The 19,796-nt window shown below is 72.9% G+C and carries 14 protein-coding genes and 1 pseudogene; 9 read left to right on the top strand and 6 right to left on the bottom strand.

From position 1 onward, the window contains the following. Nucleotides 1–364: 364 nt before the first annotated feature. The gene (locus FH715_RS24350) at nucleotides 365–1,861 is read left to right on the top strand and encodes an MDR family MFS transporter (protein WP_139648962.1); all 1,497 of its coding nucleotides are present in this window, start codon (nucleotides 365–367) and stop codon (nucleotides 1,859–1,861) included. Nucleotides 1,862–1,967: 106 nt separating this feature from the next. On the opposite strand, the gene wrbA is transcribed toward FH715_RS24350, so the two are convergent. The 3 genes from wrbA to FH715_RS24335 all read right to left on the bottom strand — a co-directional run bounded on the left by wrbA (nucleotide 1,968) and on the right by FH715_RS24335 (nucleotide 3,980). Further along, entirely contained in the window at nucleotides 1,968–2,576 is a 609-nt protein-coding gene (gene wrbA, locus FH715_RS24345) for an NAD(P)H:quinone oxidoreductase (protein ID WP_097230234.1), read from the bottom strand. A 304-nt stretch (nucleotides 2,577–2,880) separates the two neighbouring features. After that, nucleotides 2,881–3,120, bottom strand: a complete 240-nt coding sequence (locus FH715_RS24340; protein WP_097230235.1) for a DUF397 domain-containing protein — start codon at nucleotides 3,118–3,120, stop codon at nucleotides 2,881–2,883. Beyond that, nucleotides 3,117–3,980, bottom strand: coding sequence for a helix-turn-helix domain-containing protein (locus tag FH715_RS24335; RefSeq protein ID WP_139648921.1), 864 nt, complete (start codon nucleotides 3,978–3,980; stop codon nucleotides 3,117–3,119). Before FH715_RS24335 ends, FH715_RS24340 begins: the two co-directional genes overlap by 4 nt. A 208-nt stretch (nucleotides 3,981–4,188) precedes the next feature. On the opposite strand from FH715_RS24335, the gene FH715_RS29400 reads away from it, so the two are divergent. The 5 genes from FH715_RS29400 to FH715_RS24310 all read left to right on the top strand — a co-directional run bounded on the left by FH715_RS29400 (nucleotide 4,189) and on the right by FH715_RS24310 (nucleotide 12,807). Further along, complete coding sequence (locus FH715_RS29400) at nucleotides 4,189–4,731, top strand: ATP-binding protein (protein WP_170184807.1); 543 nt, start codon at nucleotides 4,189–4,191, stop codon at nucleotides 4,729–4,731. A gap of 194 nt (nucleotides 4,732–4,925) precedes the next feature. Beyond that, the gene (locus FH715_RS24325; RefSeq protein WP_342782190.1) at nucleotides 4,926–6,674 is read left to right on the top strand and encodes a VanW family protein; all 1,749 of its coding nucleotides are present in this window, start codon (nucleotides 4,926–4,928) and stop codon (nucleotides 6,672–6,674) included. Nucleotides 6,675–6,907: 233 nt separating this feature from the next. Beyond that, nucleotides 6,908–11,470 carry a DUF6531 domain-containing protein gene (locus FH715_RS24320; protein WP_139648917.1) on the top strand — a complete coding sequence of 1,521 codons (4,563 nt, stop codon included), beginning with the start codon at nucleotides 6,908–6,910 and terminating at the stop codon, nucleotides 11,468–11,470. Further along, nucleotides 11,467–12,066, top strand: coding sequence for a hypothetical protein (locus FH715_RS24315; RefSeq protein WP_139648915.1), 600 nt, complete (start codon nucleotides 11,467–11,469; stop codon nucleotides 12,064–12,066). The genes FH715_RS24320 and FH715_RS24315 overlap by 4 nt, the downstream gene beginning before the upstream one ends. Before the next feature lie 69 nt (nucleotides 12,067–12,135). Beyond that, the gene (locus FH715_RS24310; protein ID WP_246108948.1) at nucleotides 12,136–12,807 is read left to right on the top strand and encodes a DUF4241 domain-containing protein; all 672 of its coding nucleotides are present in this window, start codon (nucleotides 12,136–12,138) and stop codon (nucleotides 12,805–12,807) included. A 3-nt stretch (nucleotides 12,808–12,810) separates the two neighbouring features. Here FH715_RS24310 and FH715_RS28380 read toward each other — a convergent pair whose 3' ends face one another. Beyond that, a complete protein-coding gene (locus FH715_RS28380) occupies nucleotides 12,811–13,977 on the bottom strand; it encodes an ATP-binding protein (RefSeq protein WP_170184806.1) in 1,167 nt (388 codons plus the stop codon). Between the two features lie 130 nt (nucleotides 13,978–14,107). After that, complete coding sequence (locus FH715_RS24300; protein ID WP_139648958.1) at nucleotides 14,108–14,842, bottom strand: SGNH/GDSL hydrolase family protein; 735 nt, start codon at nucleotides 14,840–14,842, stop codon at nucleotides 14,108–14,110. A 568-nt stretch (nucleotides 14,843–15,410) separates the two neighbouring features. Between FH715_RS24300 and FH715_RS24295 the strand changes: the two genes are divergently transcribed. Next, entirely contained in the window at nucleotides 15,411–17,165 is a 1,755-nt protein-coding gene (locus FH715_RS24295) for a BCCT family transporter (protein WP_246108947.1), read from the top strand. Between the two features lie 84 nt (nucleotides 17,166–17,249). On the opposite strand, the pseudogene FH715_RS24290 reads toward FH715_RS24295, so the two are convergent. Next, nucleotides 17,250–18,926 (bottom strand): annotated as a pseudogene (locus FH715_RS24290) (FAD-binding dehydrogenase); the annotation flags it as partial. A gap of 108 nt (nucleotides 18,927–19,034) precedes the next feature. On the opposite strand from FH715_RS24290, the gene FH715_RS24285 reads away from it, so the two are divergent. Next, nucleotides 19,035–19,424, top strand: a complete 390-nt coding sequence (locus FH715_RS24285; protein ID WP_139648909.1) for a YidH family protein — start codon at nucleotides 19,035–19,037, stop codon at nucleotides 19,422–19,424. Then, nucleotides 19,412–19,750, top strand: a complete 339-nt coding sequence (locus FH715_RS24280; protein ID WP_139648906.1) for a DUF202 domain-containing protein — start codon at nucleotides 19,412–19,414, stop codon at nucleotides 19,748–19,750. Before FH715_RS24285 ends, FH715_RS24280 begins: the two co-directional genes overlap by 13 nt. The last annotated feature ends 46 nt before the right edge of the window (nucleotides 19,751–19,796 follow it).

The following is a 19,796-nucleotide window of genomic DNA, read 5'->3' as shown; positions in this document are numbered from 1 at the left end:
GGCGGGAATTCCGCTGACGACTCCCGCGCGCCCGACGGCCCCGTGATGTGCGGGAGTTCACACACGTCGGTGGCGGGACCCGGGAATAACGGCGGCCGGGGGAACAACGGACCAGCGCATTCCGTTCGATCCGAGCGCCCCGTGGAGCGACCGGGGGCGCCGGGGAACGTGGGCGATATCCCGAACCGCCTAAAGCTTTCCCCAACTCGTTTACGTGTAGTAAGCAACTTGTCATAGGGTCGCGGGCGGAACCACATCATGGGGAGATCGTTTGACCACGCGAAGCAGCGAATCCATACCCGAGCCGGCCACCGCCGTCGACCCCGTCCAGCCGCCGGAGATCCCGGCGCCCGCGTCCACGGACATGAGCCACCCCGAGATCATGCGGGCGCTCTCCGGGCTCCTGCTCGGCATGTTCGCCGCGATCCTCTCCTCCACCATCGTCACCAACGCCCTGCCGCGCATCATCGCGGACCTGGGCGGCGGTCAGTCCGCCTTCACCTGGGTGGTCACCGCGACGCTGCTGGCGATGACCGCCTCCATGCCGCTGTGGGGCAAGCTCGCCGACCTCTTCGACAAGAAGCTGTTGATCCAGGTCGCGTTGAGCATCTATGTGATCGGCTCGATGATCGCCGGTCTGTCCCAGAGCCCGGCCATGCTGATCACCCTGCGGGTGGTCCAGGGGCTGGGTGTGGGCGGGCTGATCGGGCTCTCCCAGATCATCCTGGCCGCGATGATCCCGCCGAGGCAGCGCGGCCGTTACAGCGGCTACCTGGGTGCCACCTTCGCCGCCGCCACGGTCAGCGGGCCGCTGATCGGCGGCGTGATCACCGACACCTCCTGGCTCGGCTGGCGCTGGTGCTTCTACATCGGCGTGCCGTTCGCCGTGGCCGCGCTGGTGGTGCTGCACCGGACGCTGAAGCTGCCCGTGACCCGGCGCCCCGGGGTGCGCATCGACTGGACGGGCGCCGGCCTGGTCAGCGCCTCCGTCTCGCTGCTGCTGATCTGGGTGACGCTGGCCGGCGACTCCTACGACTGGGCGTCCTGGCAGAGCCTCGCCATGGTCGGCGGCTCGGTGCTGCTGGCGGCCCTCTTCGTCCTGGTGGAGACCAGGGCGGCCGAGCCGATCATCCCGCTGCGGCTCTTCCGGGACAGGACCATCTCACTGACCTCGGCCGCCTCGCTGCTGATCGGCGTCGCGATGCTCGCCGGCACGGTCTTCTTCGCCCAGTTCTTCCAGCTGGCGCGCGGCGAGAGCGCCACCATGTCCGGCGTGATGACCATCCCCATGATCGCCGGCATGACGCTCGCCTCGACGGTCTCCGGGCGGCTGATCACCAGGACCGGCCGCTGGAAGTCCTGGCTGCTGGCCGGCGGGGTGCTGCTGACCGGCGGCTGCGCGCTGCTGGGCGTCATGCGCTACGACACTCCCTACTGGCAGATCGCCGTCTCCATGACGCTGCTGGGGCTCGGCATCGGCATGACCATGCAGAACATGGTGCTGGCGGCGCAGAACGTGGTGGCCCCCGGGGACCTGGGCGCCGCCAGTTCGATGGTCGCGTTCTTCCGCACGTTCGGCGGCGCGGTCGGCGTCGCCGTGCTGGGCGCGCTGCTGGCCAACCGGGTGGCCGACTACTCCAGCAGCGGGCTGGCCGAGCTGGGCGTGGCCCCGGAGGGCGGCGGGCAGATCCCGAACATGGCCGCGCTGGAGGAGCCGGTGCGGACGGTGGTCGCGAGCGCGTACGGGCACGGGGTGGCCGACGTGTTCCTGACGACGGCGCCGATCGCGCTGGGCTCGCTGCTGCTGACGGTCTTCATCCGCGAGATCGCGCTGCGCACCCACACCGGCCCCGGCCGCTGACGGCCCCGCCACGCGACGAACCCCCGCCGCCCTGCCCCGAGTCCGGGGTGGGCGGCGGGGGTTCGTCGCGTCAGCCCCCGTGCGGGGCGTCGCGGGGTGCCGTCGCTCAGGCGGTGCGGACCGCGGCGGCGAGACGGACCACGCGCTCGGCCTGGACGCGGGCGGCGGTGAGGGCCACCTCGTCGACCGGGTTGGCGCCCTGGGCGTCGACGTGGGAGGTGCCGTAGGGGTTGCCGTCGGCGAACTTGGACGGGTCGGTGTAGCCGGGGGTCACCAGCACGCCGCCGAAGTGGTGCACGGAGTTGTAGAGGGCGAGCAGCGTGGACTCCTGGCCGCCGTGCAGGGTGGCGGTGCCGACGAAGCCGCTGTAGACCTTGTCCGCCAGCTTGCCCTCGGCCCAGAGCCCGCCGAGGGTGTCGAGGAACTGCTTGAGCTGCGCGGCCACGTTGCCGAACCGGGTCGGGGTGCCGAAGATCACCGCGTCCGCCCAGAGGACGTCGTCCGGGGTGGCGACCGGCACGTCGGCGGTGGCCTCGGCGTGCGCCGCCCAGCGCTCGTTGGAGGCGATGGCCTCGGCGGGGGCCAGCTCGGTCACCTTGCGCACCCGCACCTCGGCGCCGGCCTTGGTCGCGGCGTCGCCCAGCTCGGTGGCGAGCCGGGAGACCGTTCCGGTCGAGGAGTAGTAGACGATGGCGACCTTGACGGGAGTGGACATGGGGAGTTGACCTCCGGATCGAGCGGGACCGATACAATGGTTGAACCCTAAACCATTGGGGCGGGACTGCCGTCGGGTGCCCCCCTGAGACATGGATCACGCGCGCCCGCCCGTACAACGACGCGGCGCCGGCCCCGGACACGGAAAAGACCCCCACGCCGCGGCCCGGGGGTCGGAGGATGCACCCCGCCTCTGCGGACGGGTCAAGGGGGGTCTGTGCTGTGCTGGTGGTCGGTCGGCTCACACGGGCCGAGGGGTGGCCCGGTCGGGCGCCACACGGCAGGACGCGTGCGGCACGGCGGGGTCAGGCGAACAGGAAGTCGGCCTCACCGCGCTTGGCGCCGCTGATGAACGTCTCCATCTCGTGCATGGTGTAGATCAACGCCGGGCCGTCCGGGTCGGTCGACTGGCGGATCGCCACCCGGCCGTCGGAGAGCTTCAGGGCCTCGACGCAGTTCCCGCCGTTGGTGCCGCTCCACGGCTTCCGCCAGCCCTCGCTGCCCAGCTCCCTCGCCGGCATTCCGTTGTATATGTGTGTGATCATGCGGTCAGCTCCTTGCGAATCTCACCGAGGATGACCTCGGTGTCCTGCGCTGACGCCGCTTGCGTTCCCATGCGGTCCAGAACCTCCAGATAGGCCACGGTGTCGGGCCGCTCGTCGAGGTAGGTCGCTCCGGTCAGACTCTCGGCGTAGATGATGTCGGGCAGCTCCGGGATCTCGAATCGAAAAAGCTGGAAAGGCCCGAACATGCCGGGATGGGGTCCGGCGCTGAACGGCATGATCTGAAGCGTGACATTGGGCAACTGCGTCGCCTCGATCAGCCGGTCCACCTGCTGGAGCATCGCGGCCTGTGATCCGACCCGACGCCTCAGCACATGCTCCTCGATCACGGCCCACAGCAGTGGGGCGCGCGGCCGGGTGAGCAGCTCCTGACGTTCCATCCGCAGCGCTACCCGGCGCTCCAACTCGGCGTCGGAGGCGCCGGGAAACCCGGTGCGCAGCAGGGTGCGCGCGTAGGCCGCGGTCTGCAGCAGACCCGGCACGCAGTGCGGTTCGTAGGCGCGGATGAGGCTGGCCTCGCCCTCCAGGCTCACATAGAGGCTGAACCAGTCGGGCAGCACGTCGCGGTAGCCGTGCCACCAGCCGGGGCGGTTGGCCTCCTCGACCAGCCGGAGGAAGGACTCGGACTCCTCGGCACCCACCCCGTACCGCTCCAGCAGGGCCTTCACATAGAGCGGCTTGAGGCCGACCTCGGCCTTCTCCATCCGGCGCACGGTGGTGCTGTTGACGCTGAGCGCGGCAGCCGCGTCGGCGAAGGAACACCGGGCCCGTTCGCGCAACTCCTTCAGCCGCAACCCCAGGACGATCTGTCCCACGGTCGGCCCCGACCGCGCCTCTGCCACCTTGGCTCCTCTTGCCGTTCGTGCCGCGCCTTCGTCATCTCGCCTACGCTGCACAGAAGTTTGCCACACCGGGTAGCGACATCCACAGAGATCCCTTCGCTTTCTGCGAATTGCAGAACTCCCCTTGCGTGGACGCCACACCCACCGCATAGTTGTTCGCGTGACCCGGCTCACGACGGCCCCAGCTCCCCGGAAGGCGACCACGCTCGTGCCCCCTGCTCACGGCGCGACGCCGTCCCCCCTCGGAGAACCAGCGGCAGCTCCCCCGCGACCGCCGGGCGAGAGCTTCGCCCTGCCCTCCAGGGACACCTCGGTCGCCGTCGCCCGGCGCCGGGTGCGGCACCAACTGTACGGCTGGGGTCTGCCGAGCACCACCTGCGACAACGCGCTGCTGGTCGTCTCCGAGCTGGTCACCAACGCCATACTGCACACGCGGAGTAGTCACGTCAGATGCCTGCTGTGGTCCAGCGGGCAGCTGCTGCGGATCGAGGTCGCCGACGAGGGGCCCGGACTCTCCCGCGCCCGCCCGCGCGCCGCCGACTCGGAGGCGGAGAACGGCAGGGGCCTGCTGCTGCTCGACGCGCTCGCCGTCCGCTGGGGCGTGGTCTCCCCCGACCAGCGGTCCGGTTGCACCGTCTGGGCCGAACTCACCGCCGCCGCCCAGCAGTCGGACCCCGCCGCCGCACCCCCCGCCGCCTCGGCCACCGAGCGGGCGCCGTCCCGGGCGCGCGAGGCGCTGCTTCCCGGCTGAACCAGCCCTCGCACACGCGTCCCACCGCAGCGGTTGGCCCTTTTTTTCCACATGCTGAGCGTTTCCGCACCGGAACGTTCCGAGGCCGCACGTTTCTGTCACCCGGACCTTGTCGACGGCCCGGCCTTTGCTAGCCTTTCGAGGCTGTACTTCCCGCGTCGCACGCTCGCCGCCCGTCGCCTCAAGGGAGTTCCGTGGCCGTCATCCCGCCGATCCCGGCCCATCCGCCGCGCGTGCCGCGGCCCGACCCGCCGCACTGGCAGCGCTGGGCGCTGTGGGGCGGCGCGGGACTGCTGGTCGTCGTGCTCCTCTATCTCCTGGCCGGCATGGTCTGGGGCGGGCGGATAGCCTCCGGCACCACCGTGCTGGGCGTGGACATCGGGGGGCTCTCCGAGAAGGCCGCCGCCGAGCGGCTCGACGAGGAGCTGCGCGAGGAGCGGTCGGCGCCGATCCGGGTGGTGCTCGGCGAGCGGGACGAGGAGGTCCACGAGGTCGACCCCGAGGAGGCCGGACTGCTCCTCGACGTCTCCGCCACGGTCGAACGAGCGAGCCGCCCGGGCGTGTTGGGGCAGCTCCTCGGCACCGGCGGCGGCGCGCTCGACCCCGTCGTCGTGCAGCACGAGGAGCGCTCCGAGGCGGCGCTGACCGGCCTCGCCGAGGCGGCGGACGCCGCCGTCACCGAGGGCGCCGTGGCCTTCGAGGACGGAGCGGTGCGCGTCACCGAGCCGTCCTCGGGCAGGGCGCTGGACGTGGGCCCCTCCGTCGAGCTGCTGCGCGAGGGCTATCTCCGCGAGGAGACCCAGCCGGTACGGCTTCCGGTCTCGCTCGCCGCGCCCCGCACCGACGAGGACGAGGTGGCGCGCGCCCTCGCGGAGTTCGCCGAGCCGGCCATGTCGGGCCCGGTGGTGCTGCGCGCCGAGGACGGCGGGGCCGAGGTCTCCCTCTCCCCCGCGGTGCTCGGCGACCATCTGACGCTGGAGGCCGACGACGAGGGCGGGTTGGAGCCGCGGCTGGACGAGGAGGGCCTGGTCGGCGACGAACGGGTGGTCCCGATGCTGGAGGCCGCCTCGACCGAGCCGAGCGACGCGACGTTGAGCCTGTCCGGCGGCGAGGTGGTCGCCTCGGGCGGCGGCGAGGGCAGCGAGGTCGACGTCGCGGAGGTCGGCCCCGCCGTGCTGCCGCTGCTCACCGGCGCGGGCGCGGGCGCGCGCACCGGCGTGCTGCCGATGGAGACCGTCGAACCGACCCTGAGCGAGGAGAACTTCCGCGAGCTCGGCGTGGTCGAGGAGATCTCCTCCTTCACCGTCGAGTTCGAGCCGGCCGCCTACCGGATCACCAACATCGGCCGGGCCGCCGAGCTGATCAACGGCTCACTGGTGCTGCCGGACGAGGTGTGGAGCTTCAACGAGACGGTCGGCGAACGCACCCCGGAGAACGGCTTCGTCGAGGGCGTGATCATCCTCGACGACCAGTACCAGACCGCGCAGGGCGGCGGCGTCTCGGCCGTGGCCACCACGGTCTTCAACGCGATGTTCTTCGCCGGCGTCGAGATCGTGGAGTACGGGGCGCACTCGTTCTACATCGAGCGCTACCCGGAGGGACGCGAGGCCACCGTCGCCTGGGGCAGCCTCGACCTGCGCTTCCGCAACGACTCGGGGAACGCGCTCTACGTGCTGGCCTCGGCCGGCGACAGCTCGGTGACCATCACCTTCCTCGGCACCGGGCGCTTCGACGAGGTGCGCTCCGAGACCGGCTCGCGGGAGAACGTCGCGCAGCCGGAACGCCGGGAGGGCGAGGGCGAGGACTGCGTGCCGCAGCCGCCGTTGGAGGGCTTCGACGTCACGGTCGAGCGGATCTTCGTGCGCGACGGCTCCGAGGTGGACCGGCAGAGCTTCGACACCCACTACGTGCCGAGGGACGAGGTGCGCTGCCCCGACGAGTGACGCGGACGGCTCAGCCCGTCGGGGCGGCCGTGCGCGCCCGTTCGAGGACAGCTCCGGTCGACTCAGCCGCCCGCGCCGACGCCACTCCCGCAGCCGCGTCCCGACTTCGCCCGAATGTGGGATTCCCTCGCCGCGCCGTCTGGGCGATACTGACGCCACGTCAGCGTGTGCTCGCGTTGGGTGGCGCCCCCTCGCTCCGGTCGCGCCCCCGCCGCCCGTGGGAGGGGAAGCCCGTGGCACGTCCGTCCGACTGGTCGCCCGTCGACATGGACCGGGACCCGACGCCCGGCGATCCCGACGAGGTAAGGGAGTTGGCGCAGGAGCTCCAGGAGTTCGCCGACGATGTCGGGGAGGCGCTGGGCAAGATCCGGGCGATGTCCTCCGAGCGCGCGATGCTGGAGTGGGCCGGGCTCTCCGCCGACACCTTCCGCGCCGAGTTCGACGGCGTCCCGGGCAACCTCACCAAGCTCGAAGACAGTTACGGCCTGTGCGCGCAGGCACTCGACGGCTACTGGCCGCAGCTCCAGACCGCCCAGGGCATGGCCGACCGCGCCCTGGACCGCGCGCTCTCCGCGCAGGTCGACCTCGCCGCCGCCCAGGGCGCGTTGGGCGACGCCGAGGACTGGGTCGGCCGCGCCGGCGAGGAGTCCGACCGCCTCCAACGCGAGGGCGAACGCGACGACGTCGAACCCCCCGCCGAGTCCGACGTCCGCGCCGCCGCCCGCGACCAGCAGGCCGCCGAGGCCGCCGCCGGCGCCGCCCAGTCCCGCGTCGCCGACGCCGAGGAACGCCTTTCCGCCGCCCGCCAACTCGCCCTCGACGCCCAGGAGATGCGCGAGGAGGCCGCCCGCGTCTGTGCCCAGGGCATCGAGGAGGCCTCCGACGCCGGCATCCAGAACAAGAAGTGGTGGGAGAAGCTCATCGAGTGGTTCTCCGACGCCTGGGACACCCTCGTCGAGATCTGCAAGGTCATCGTCGCCGTCCTCGGCGTCGTCGTCATGATCATCGGCGGCCCCCTCGCCTGGGTCGTCCTCGCCGCCGCCGTCGTCGTCCTCGCCGACACCCTCATCAAGTTCGCCCAGGGCAAGGCCGGACTCCTCGACGTCGCCTTCGCCGCACTCGACTGCATCCCGGGCCTGAAGGGGCTCACGACGCTCGGCGGCCTCGCCCGAGGACTCCGCGGCCTCGGGCGCACCGGGCTGCGCGGCATCCAGCAGGGCGTGCGCGGGCTCGGGCAGAACCTCCGCCGGCTGGGGCGCGGCGGCGACGACCTGGTGTGCAGGACCGACCCCGTCGACATGGCCACGGGCGAGATGGTCATGGACCAGACCGACCTCCGACTGCCGGGCGTGCTGCCGCTGGTGGTCCGCCGCCACTACCGCACCAGCCTGCGCGAGGGCACCTGGTTCGGCCCCAACTGGGCCTCCACGCTGGACCAGCGGCTGGTTCTCGACGACAGCGGCGCCCGACTGGTCACGGACGACGGCATGGTGCTGGACTACCCCCGGCCGCTGCCGGGCGAGCCGGTGCTGCCCGTGGAGGGCCCGCGCTGGGAGCTGGGTTGGGAGACCGGGCAGCCCGGCGCCCCGCTCGTGGTGCGGCAGCCGGAGACCGGCCACGCGCTGCACTTCGCGCCGGTGCGGGGCCGGCGCGGCGGCGAGCTGCCGCTGATCGCCGTGGAGGACCGCCACGGCACCCGGATCACCGTCGGCTACGACGCCGAGGGCGCGCCGGCCTCCCTCGTCCACGACGGCGGCTACCACGTCGACATCACCACCGGCGGCGGGCGCGTGACCGCGCTCCGGGTGCGCGGCGCGGCGAACGGGCGCCCGCTGGTGCGCTACGGGTACGACGAGCGGGGCAACCTCACCGAGATCCACCACGCCCCGCACCAACGGCCCCGCCGGCTGTTCTACGACGACAGGCGGCGTATCGTGCGCTGGGAGGACCGCCTCGGGGACTGGTACACGTACACGTACGACGACCAGGGCCGCTGCGTGGCGACCGACGGCTCCGGCGGCGTGCTGGCCAGCCGCATCAGCTACGACACGGCGTCCCGGCGCACGCTGTTCACCGACTCGCTGGGCAACACCTTCGTCTACGAGTTCAACGACAGCTACCAACTGGTGCGCGAGACCGACCCGTTGGGCCACCACACGGAGCGCACCCACGACCGCTACGACCGGCTGCTCTCCTTCACGGACGCCGTGGGCAACACCGTGCGGCTGGAGTGGGACGCGCGGGGCAACCTGGTCGCCGTCCGGCAGCCCGAGGGCGGCGCCGCGACCGTCACCTACGACGAGAACGACCTGCCGGTGGAGCGCCGGGGGCGCGACGGCGCGGTGTGGCGCACGGAGTGGGACGCGCGCGGCAACCGCGTCGCGCTCACCGACCCGGCGGGCGCGCGTTCGACGTTCGCCTACGACCGGTTCGGCGCGCTGACGTCGCTGACGGACGCGGCGGGCGCGACGCACACGTTCGTCAACGACGCGGCGGGCCGGCCGGTCGCGACCGCCGACCCGCTGGGCGCCACCCTCCACTACGCCTACGACGCGTGCGGCAGGACCACCGACATCACCGACCAGCTCGGCCAGGTCACCCGGCTGACCTGGACGGACGACGGGCTGCTGGCCTCCCGCACCGCGCCGGACGGCGCCGTGGAGAGCTGGTCCTACGACGGCGAGGGCAACTGCACCGGCCACACGGACCCGCTGGGCGGCACCACCTGGCGGGAGTTCGGCCCGTTCGGGCAGCTCACGGCGCGCGGCACCCCGGACGGCGGGCGGCACGGCTTCGCGCACGACACGGAGCTGCACCTGGTCCGCGTCACCGACGCGCGGGACCGCGCCTGGGAGTACACGTACAACGCCGGCTACCACCTCGCCTCGGAGACCGACTTCGACGGGCGGACGCTCACCTACGCCCACGACGGGCTGGGCCGGCTGGTGCGGCGGACCAACCCGCTGGGGCAGACCGTGACCTTCGCCTACGACGACGGAGGCCGGCTGACCACCAAGGACGTCGACGGGTCCGTCATCCGCTACGCCCACGACGCCGAGGGCAGGCTGCTGAGCGCCGTCGGCCCCGAGGTGTCGCTGGCCCTCGCCTACGACCCGGTCGGCCGGTGCGTCGAGGAGACCGTCGACGGGCGGACGTTGCGCACCGCCTACGACGCGCGGGGGCTGCCCGTGCGACGGACCACCCCGGCCGGGGTGACCAGCGAGTTCGCCTACGACGTCGTCGGCAGGCGCACCGGCCTCACGGTCGCGGGGCGCACCCTGACCTCCCGGAGGGACGCGGTGGGGCGGGAGGTCAGCCGCCACGTGGGCGACCTCGGCCCGGTCCTTGAGCAGTCCTGGGACGACGGCGGCCGGCTGAGCGCCCAGAAGCTGACCCTGCCGAACGGCGGTCCGCGCGAGCGGAGTTACCACTACCGCGCCGACGGCTACCCGACCGCGGTGGTCGACCGGGTCGCCGGGCGGGAGGCGGCGCGCCGGGACTTCGGCCTGGACGCGGCGGGGCGGGTCACCGAGGTGCGGGCCGGGGAGTGGACCGAGCGGTACGCCTACGACGCGGCCGGCGACCTCACCCACGCCGAGTGGCCGGCCGAGGGCGGCGGGGCGGACGCCAGGGGCGAGCGCACGTTCTCCGGCACCCGGGTGGTGCGGGCCGGCGCCGTCCGCCAGGAGTTCGACGCGGCCGGCCGGGTGGTGCTGCGGGCGCGGAAGCGGCTGTCGAAGAAGCCCGAGGTGTGGCGTTACTCCTGGGACGCGGAGGACCGGCTGGTCGGGGTGGTCACCCCGGACGGCACGCGGTGGCGCTATCTGCACGACGCCAAGGGCCGGCGGGTGGCGAAGCTGCGGTTGGCGGCCGACGGTGAACGCGTCGTGGAGGAGACGCGTTTCACCTGGTCCGAGACCCATCTCGTCGAGCAGACCACGCTCGTCGACGGCGGTGAGGCGGTGACGCTCAGCTGGGAGCGGGACGACGTGCACCCGTTGACCCAGACCGAGCGGCGCGGCGCGGCCGACCGGCCGCAGGAGGTCGTCGACGAGCGCTTCTTCGCGATCGTCACCGATCTGGTCGGCACCCCCACCGAGCTGGTCACCGAGGACGGCGAGATCGCCTGGCGGCGCGAGGCGACGCTCTGGGGACGCACCGTGGAGGACCCCGCGGCGCGCACCGAGACGCCGCTGCGCTTCCCCGGGCAGTACCACGACGCCGAGACGGGCCTGCACGACAACTACTTCCGGTCCTACGACCCGGACACCGGGCGGTATCTCACCCCCGACCCGCTGGGCCTGGCGGCCGGGCCCAACCCGCGCGGCTACGTGCTCAACCCGCTGGTGTGGACGGACTACCTGGGGCTGACCCAGTGCTCCACGATCCTCAGCGGCAACCTCACCGCCGACGGCCGCCCGGTCGGCGCCGGCCAGGCCGCCGCGCACATCGTCCCCTCGGGGCTCAACCGCGGCGGCGCGCCCAACATGCGGGCGCTGCTGTCCCGTTACAACATCGACGTCAACGAGGCGGCCAACGGCGTCCCGCTGAACCACCCCCGCCCGCACAACTACACCCACACCAACGCCTATCTGAACCGGCTCGACACCCACCTCCAGAACTTCGAGCAGACCCGGATCGCGCAGGGGATCAACCAGACCCAGATCGCCGCGGACCTCCGCGCCGAGTTGCGTAGGATCGGCAGCGAGGTCCAGGCGGAGGTGAACGGGCTGACTCCGACTCAGACCGCCAACAACCAGTCCAATCCGGCCGACGTCTGGACACAACGACCATGACCGATCCCACCCGGGGCGAGCCGGACGAGGTCTACCGGCTCCTCCCCTCCGCCTCCGAGACGGCGACGTTGCGGCTGACCAACGAGTCGCTGGCGGCGCTCGCCCAGTGGCAGCTGCACGGCGACGCCAGACCGCTGCCCACGGGCGTGCGCGCCGAGTGGTACGCGTCGGCGGGCGGCCGGAGGCCCGAATTCCCCTCGGGATACCCGGGCGCCCCGGTGCTGGGCGCCCGGTCGCGCGAGGCGCTGGCCGAGGAGATCCCGTCCGCGGGGGAGCTGCTGCCGGTGGAGATCGACGGCCTGGAAGCCGAGGAGTACCGGCTGCTGCGGGTGGACGCCGTCGTGGACTGTGTGGATGCCGGCCGTTCGACGGTGCGCTACGAGTCGACCGGCGAGTTGGAGCGGACCGTGCTGCGCCCCGAGGCCGTCCCGACGGCGTTGCCCGCGTTCCGGATCCCGCAGTACCCGACGGCGGTGCACTGGAACGGCTGGGCGGCCCGGCGGCTGCGCGCGCTGCTCGGCGACGCGTTGGAGACCCGGCTGGTCTGGTCCCCCGACCCGGCGCGGGAACCGCACCCCGCGCCCTGGGGGTTCTGAGCACGGCGCCCACCGACCCGAACGCGCCCCCTTCCCCCTCCCTTCCCGAGCACACGATCGGACCCCGTGATGACCCTCCCCGCCCCCGATGTCGCGCGTCTCTTCACCGTGGGCGGCTCCCACCGGGGCGCGGACGGGCTGATCGCCACGGTCGTCTCCCTGCACGAGGCGCCGTTGACGCTGCCGACCGGGCGAGTCGCCGCCTGCGATCCGATGATCGGCATCGAGGAGGGCGTCGAGCCGTTCACCGACGAGGTGCCGCCGGGCACCTACCCGGTGGTGCTCTCCGTCGCGGAGGTCGCGCGCCCGGACGACGCGTCGTACACCCACGAACGGGCCGCGGCCGCCTGGCTGCGGATCGGCGAACGGCCGGCCGCCGACTGGTCGGCGGCGCTCACGGCCGGGCAGGACCCGGCGGAGCTGGCGCACGGCGAGTGGTTCGGCTACGGCGTGGACACCGGGACCGCCTGCTTCGTCGACGCCTCGGTCACGCCGCGCCTGCGCCCGCTGCTGGGCGAGGACGGCGACGGGGGCCCGCTGATCGACGCGGTCTACGGCACGGCGTCGCCCTCCCTCACGCCCCGGCCGGCGGCCGTGGTGGAGCCGGAGTCGGGGGTGGGCATGGTCGCGTTCCCCTCCGGCTGGGGCGACGGCGCGTACCCGACCTGGGTCGGGCGGGACGCGGCGGGGCGGGTGGTCGGGTTCCTGACCACGTTCTTCGTGGTCGAGGGCGCGGGCTGAGGCTCAGCCGGCGTCGGGGGCGTCCGCCGCCCAGAGCCGGAGGACGGCGTCGGCGAGTTCGGCGACGCTCCGCCCGTCGGTGGCCACCCGGTGGTCACCGACGGCGGCGGCCGTCAACGCGCGGGCCCCGCGCGCCGCTTCGGCGGCGACGCGGCGCAGCGCCGTGTCCGGCGCGCCGCGCAGCCGGTCGCCGGCGAGCGGCGGGGCCTGCCCGGCGCCGCGCCGGCGGACCCGGTCGAGCAGCGTCCCCGGGTCCGCGTCCAGCCGGCAGACGGCGAGCGCCGCCCCGGGCAGGGCGCGGCGGTAGAGGTCGGCGGTCGCGGCGTCGGGGACCGGGCCGACGGCCACCAGCCGGCGGGTGCCGAGGGCCGCGTAGCGGTCGAGGAGGGCGGCGAGGTTGGCCGCGCGCAGCCGGTGCCCGCCGGGATCGTCGACGGGCGCGGGCGTCAGGAAGCCGACCTGCCCGAGGTCGACGAACGCGGTGGGCCGACCGGCGCGTTGGAGCCGTTGCCCCACCTCCCAGCCGACGGTCGACTTGCCGACGGCCTCCGCGCCGCAGAGCAGCAGGACGGCCACGCGGGCGTCGCTCCGCTCCCGCTCCCCCACGGCCTCCTCCTCCGGCGGCGGCGCGGGAGCGGCTGTCGGCGGACACCAGTGGGCCAGCACCCGTTCGACGACCTCGGCCGGCGCCAGGCCGTCGGTGTCCACTCGCACGTCGGGCGGGCCTGCCGCTGCCGTTCCCAGGGACTCGCACTCGGCCTCGGCCAGCACCCTCGCCAGGTGCTCGGGCCCGGTGCCGCGCCCCCGGTAGCGCCGGCTCAGCTCCTCGCGGCCCGCGGTCAGCGCGCACAGGGTGAGGTCCACGCCGGGAAGCCGCCCCCGGTCGACGCCGGCCACCGGGTCGACCACCCCGGAGACGACCAGGCAACGGGCGCCGTGGGCCCGGTGGTTGGCGGCCAGGGCGGCGAGGTTGCCGGTCTTCAGCAGATGGCGGCCGGGGTCGCCCGGCGGCTCGGGGTAGTTGATCCCCAGCTGGTCGATGTCCACGTACCCCACCGGCGTCCCGCCCGCGGCGAGCCGCCGGTACAGGGCCCACCCGGCGGTGGACTTCCCGACCCCGGGCGGACCGCTGAGCCACAGGACGGGGAACGGGGAGGGAGACGTGCTCATGGTGCCGGAGTATCACCCGCGACGCGGGGCGTCCGCCACGGGATTCCGCTCGGGGGCGGGACTTCGGCCGTCGGCGGCGCGGCGGTGAGCCGCCCACGGCACGCCGCCGCGTGCCGTGGGCGGACGCGGGTCAGTCGTTGGCGTTGAGGACCGGGTAGTAGCCGCCCGAGTGCCCGAGGGCGGTCGGGTGGTAGGCCTCCCAGATCGGCAGCGCCAGGTCGTGGAGCCAGTCGTCGCCCGAGCACAGCTCGTGGCCGTCGAAGGCGGCGGCCACGTCGCCGTAGGCGAAGCCGTGGGCGGCGGCGCGCGAGGAGATCACGGAGTTCAGCAGGTCGGCCGCGTCGTTGATGGCCTGCCGCTTGGTCTGGCTGAGCCCGAGGCAGATGCCGGAGGGCTCGGTGTAGAAGCGCGGGTAGCCGAGCACCACGACCTGCGCGTTGGGCGCGTTCGTCTTGATGGCGTTGTACACGCCGTCGAGGCGGGTGGCGAGGGTGCTGTTGACGAAGTCGCGCGCGGTGGCGATCCGGTTCAGGCAGCCGCTGTCGGAGCTGATCACACAGGTCGTCATGACGTCCGCGAAGCCCGCGTCGTTGCCGCCGATGGTGATGCTCACCAGGCCGGTCGAGTTGTCGAGCGCGCCGAGCTGGGAGCCCGTCACATCGCTGGTGACGGCGCCGGAGCAGGCCACGAAGTCGAACGACGAGGGGTCGTTGGCCTCGGCCCACAGGGAGGGGTAGGCGTTCTCGCTGCGGTGGCAGTCACCGCTGGAGTCGATGTAGGAGCCGGCGCCGTTGCCCGAGGAGTACGAGTCCCCGAGGGCCACATACGCGGGGCCGGCTGCCTGCGCGGGGGTCGCGCCCATCATCGCCAGCGCGAAGCCGAGGACGAGGGCGGCGGCGGTGGACAGGCGTCTGGTCAGTCTCACGGAACCTCCATGGCGGTCGCTGTGGCACCGTTTGTACCAAGCAACGCGCGTTGATGGAAGTGCCCATGTCAATAACGAGCGACATTGGGCGAACACTTCACCCCGTTGACCGCCTCTTGCTGTCGCCCGATCAACTGCCCTTCGCCCATGCCCTCTTGACGCCGCGACGCGACCATGAATCCTCCACATACGGAACGGCGTGACCGGCCTGACGGGCCCTCATACCGGCGGTGGAGAGAAACGCAGGGCGAGCGACGCGACACGGAGAGCGGACGCCGGCGACGCCGTTACGTCCACACCTCCACCCCAATCAAGGGCTTTGTCAGACCCAGCGGCTACCGTTTGCGTCGGCAGGATCACTTTCTGCCAAGAACGTGAGGTATCGGGTCGATAACCATGACGCATGGCGGTGCCGAGCCCGGGTAGCCGCCACCGCGTACCAACCGCTTGCCCTGTGCGGGTTTCCATCCTGACCAGGGAACACAACGAAACAGATAGGTGGAATCGCGTGCCAGGCGATCAGAACTCACCGACAACGGAAGAGCCCCGGCGGGCCGCCTTCGCCAAGCCACGGACCGACCCCGTGGTGTTCGGCGTCTCCGCCGCGATCACTCTCGCCTTTGTCATCTGGGGCGCCGTCGCCACCGACTCGCTGGCCGACGCGGCGGGCGAAGCGTTGGAGAGCATCATCAAGAACGCCGGGTGGGCCTTCGTGCTCGCCGCGTCCGGCTTCGTGGTCTTCGCGCTCTGGCTCGCCGCCAGCCGCTACGGGCGGATCACCCTGGGCAAGGAGGGCGAGGAGCCCGAGTTCAAGACCGTGTCCTGGGTGGCGATGATGTTCAGCGCCGGCATGGGCATCGGGCTGATGTTCTGGGGAGTGGCCGAGCCCATCAGCCACTACGTCACCGCCCCTCCCGGCACCACGCCCGGCGACTCCGGCGAGGCCATGGCGACCTCCATGGCGACCACGCTCTTCCACTGGACGCTGCACCCCTGGGCCATCTACGCGGTCGTCGGTCTGGCCATCGCCTACAGCGCCTACCGGCGCGGGCGCCGGCAGACGATCAGCGCCGTCTTCACCCCGTTGATCGGGAAGCGTCGCGCCGAGGGCGGCCTCGGCAAGGTCATCGACATCCTGGCCATCGTCGCCACCCTCTTCGGCTCCGCCGCCTCCCTCGGTCTCGGCGCGCTCCAGATCGGCAGCGGCATAGAGGAACTGGACTGGATGACCGACGTCGGCGAGGGCCTGCTCGTCGTCATCATCACCGTGCTGACCGCGGCGTTCATCCTCTCCGCCGTCTCCGGTGTGGCCAAGGGCATCCAGTGGCTGTCCAACATCAACATGGTGCTGGCCGGCCTGCTCGCGCTGTTCGTCTTCCTCGCGGGTCCGACCGTCATCATCATGGACCTGATCCCCACCTCGATCGGTTCGTTCGTCGACCAGCTGCCGCAGATGGCCGCCCGCACCGAGGCCAGCGGCGGCGAGGGCGTCGGCGCCTGGCTCTCCGGCTGGACCGTCTTCTACTGGGCGTGGTGGATCTCCTGGACGCCCTTCGTCGGCATGTTCATCGCGCGCATCAGCCGTGGCCGCACCATCCGTCAGTTCGTCGGCGGCGTGATCCTGGTGCCCAGCGCGGTCAGCCTGCTGTGGTTCGCCATCTTCGGCGGGACCGGGATGCGGGTGCAGGAGAGCGGCGTGGACGTCGCCGGCCAGGGTGCCGAGGAGGCGCAGCTGTTCGCGGTGCTCGCCGAGTACCCGATCGCCACGGTCACCTCGCTGCTGGTCATGATCCTGGTCGGCATCTTCTTCGTCTCCGGTGCCGACGCGGCCTCCATCGTGATGGGCACCCTCTCGCAGCACGGCTCGCAGGAGCCGCACCGCCTGGTCGTCATCTTCTGGGGCGCCCTGACCGGTGCGGTCGCCGCGATCATGTTGCTGGTCGGCAGCGGCACGGGCGAGGACGGGGAGAACAAGGCCCTGGACGGCCTGCAGAACATGACGATTCTGGCGGCCGTTCCGTTCACCGTGGTGATGATCGGCCTCTGCTTCGCGCTGATGAAGGACCTGCGGCGCGACGCCCTGGTGCTGCGCGCCGAGAAGGGCGAGGAGGTCGTCGAGATGGCCGTCATCGCGGGCAGCGAGAAGTACGCCGGCGACTTCGAGATCCGGATCGGCCCGGGCGAGGGCAACGGCGAGGACGGCGGGGGCTCCGGCTCCACGGACGTCAAGGACACCGGGCCCTCGGGTCCCGCGAAGTCCTAGCGGTACCCCGCTCGGTGGGAGACCCCGGGGTGGTCGGCGCCGGCCGTCCGCCCCGGGGTCTCCCTCGTTCCGGGGCGGGCGGGTTCAGAGGTCCCGGGCGGCGGCGCGGCCCGCGGTGCGCCCGGAGAAGAGGCAGCCGCCGAGGAAGGTGCCCTCCAGGGAGCGGTAGCCGTGCATCCCACCGCCGCCGAAGCCCGCGGCCTCGCCCGCCGCGTAGACGCCGGGCAGCGGCTCGCCGCCCTCGGTGAGCACCCGGCCGGAGAGGTCGGTCTCCAGCCCGCCGAGCGTCTTGCGGGTCAGTATGTGCAGCCGCACCGCGATCAGCGGCCCGGATTTCCGGTCCAAAAGCCGGTGCGGGGAGGCGACCCGCACCAGCCGGTCGCCCAGGTAGCCGCGCGCGCCCCGGATCGCGGTGATCTGCGCGTCCTTGGTGAAACGGTTGCCCATCTCGCGGTCGCGTTCCTCGATGGTCCGGCGCAGCTCGCCCTCGTCGATCAGCCGCTCACCCGAGACGGCGTTCATCCCCCGTACCAGCGCGCCCAGTTCGTGCTCCACGACGAAGTCGGCGCCGCGTTCGAGGAACGCCCGCACGGGGGCCGGGGCTCCGGGGCGGACGCGCCCGGCGACCTGGCGGAGGCTCTTCTCCGTGAGGTCGGGGTTCTGCTCGGAGCCGGAGAGCGCGAACTCCTTCTCGACGATCTTCTGGGTCAGCACGAACCAGCTGTGGTCGTGGCCGGTGCGCCTGAGGTGTTCCAGGGTGCCCAGGGTGTCGAAGCCGGGGAAGAGCGGGACGGGCAGCCGGCGTCCCCTGGCGTCCAGCCAGAGCGAGGAGGGCCCGGGCAGGATGCGGATGCCGTGGCGGGCCCAGATGGGGTCCCAGTTGGTGATGCCCTCGGTGTAGTGCCACATCCGGTCGCGGTTGATCAGCCGGGCGCCGGCCCGTTCGGCGATGCCGAGCATCAGGCCGTCGACATGTGCCGGGACCCCGCTGAGCAGGTGGGCCGGCGGGGCGCCGAGCCGTTCGGGCCAGGCCTCGCGGACCAGCTCCGGGTTGCCGCCGATGCCGCCCGAGGTGACGATCACGGCCTGGGCGCGCAGTTCGAAGGCGCTGACCACCTCGCGGTTGCTGGCCACGCCCCGGCGCGCGGTGTCGTCGGCGAGTACCTCGCCGAGGACGGTGTCGACCCGCCCGCCGGTGCGCGCGAGGCCACTGACCCGGTGGCGGAAGCGCAGGTCGACCAGGCCGCGTTCGGCCGCCGCGCGGACCCGGCGCTCGAACGGCGCGACGACGCCGGGTCCTGTGCCCCAGGTGATGTGGAAGCGCGGCACGGAGTTGCCGTGGCCCGAGGCGTCGTAGCCGCCGCGCTCGGCCCATCCGACGGCCGGGAAGAAGCGCACGCCCTGCCCGCGCAGCCAGGAACGTTTCTCCCCCGCCGCGAAGTCGACGTACGCCTCGGCCCAGCGGCGCGGCCAGTGGTCCTCGGCACGGTCGAAGCCGGCGGTGCCGAGCCAGTCCTGCCAGGCCAGTTCGCGGCTGTCGCGCACCCGCAGCCTGCGCTGCTCCGGGGAGTCGACCAGGAAGAGCCCGCCGAACGACCAGTGCGCCTGGCCCCCGAGGGAGCCCTCGGGTTCCTGGTCCAGCAGGATGACCTTCCGGCCGGCGTCGGCCGCCTCCGCCGCGGCCACCAGGCCCGCCAGTCCGGCACCGATCACGATCACGTCGGCGTCATACGCCATCCCAGGGACCTTTCGTTCGACCGTTAGTGATCCTGGGCGGGCCGGAGGCGGTCGTCAACCGTGGGGAGGGGACGAAACGGCGCGACACCGTGCCCCGCGGGGAACCGAACGCCGTGACCTACGCTCACACACATGATCGGACGCGTGCGCGAGACCCTGCGCTGGTGGTTCGCCCCGCGGCGGGTGCGGGACGAGGGGCCGACGCCCGACTACCGCTACTCGCTGGCCAACGAACGGACGTTTCTGGCCTGGCTGCGGACGGCGTTGGCGCTGCTGGCCGGCGGGATCGCCGTGCAGCAGTTCCTGACCGAGCTGCCGCGGGCGTTCCGCACCACGGTCGCGCTGCTGCTGGTGGCGGGCGGCGCGCTGTGCGCGGTGCGGGCCGTCGACCGCTGGGTGCGCACGGAACGGGCGATACGGCGCGGCGACGACCTGCCGCTGACCCGCTTCCCCGCGGTGCTCTCGGTGGGCACGGTGCTCATCGCGCTGCTGGTCATCGGCGCGCTGCTGTGGCCGCGCTAGGCCCGGGCGGCGGGGCCGACGCCGGGGGGCAGGCGGAGCGCACCCGGCTCTCCTGGCGGCGGACGACGCTGGCGTTCGCGCTGACGCTGGGGCTGGCGGTGCGCGGCCTGGTGATGGCGGGCTCGGGGGTGCTGGTCGGCGCGTGGGTGGTGGCGTGCGGAGGGCTGGTCTGGGCGGGCTTCCTGGTGCTGGCGCAGCGGCGGATCGTCGCGCTGTCGCGGAGCGGCGGCCAGGGGGTGGCGGCGTCGACGGTGCTGTTCGCGGCGGGTGCGGTGGTCCTGTTGGCGGTGGCGGCCGGGGTGTTGACCGTGGTGACGCTCGGCTGAGCGCGGGCGCGCACTCCCCCGCGGGGCTACTCGTGAGTATCCTGGC

The sequence above is a fragment of the Streptomyces sedi genome, assembly GCF_006335015.1.
Taxonomy (GTDB): domain Bacteria; phylum Actinomycetota; class Actinomycetes; order Streptomycetales; family Streptomycetaceae; genus Streptomyces; species Streptomyces sedi.
The sequence above is the reverse complement of the archived record's forward strand: the minus strand, read 5'-3'. Positions and strand labels throughout refer to the sequence as shown.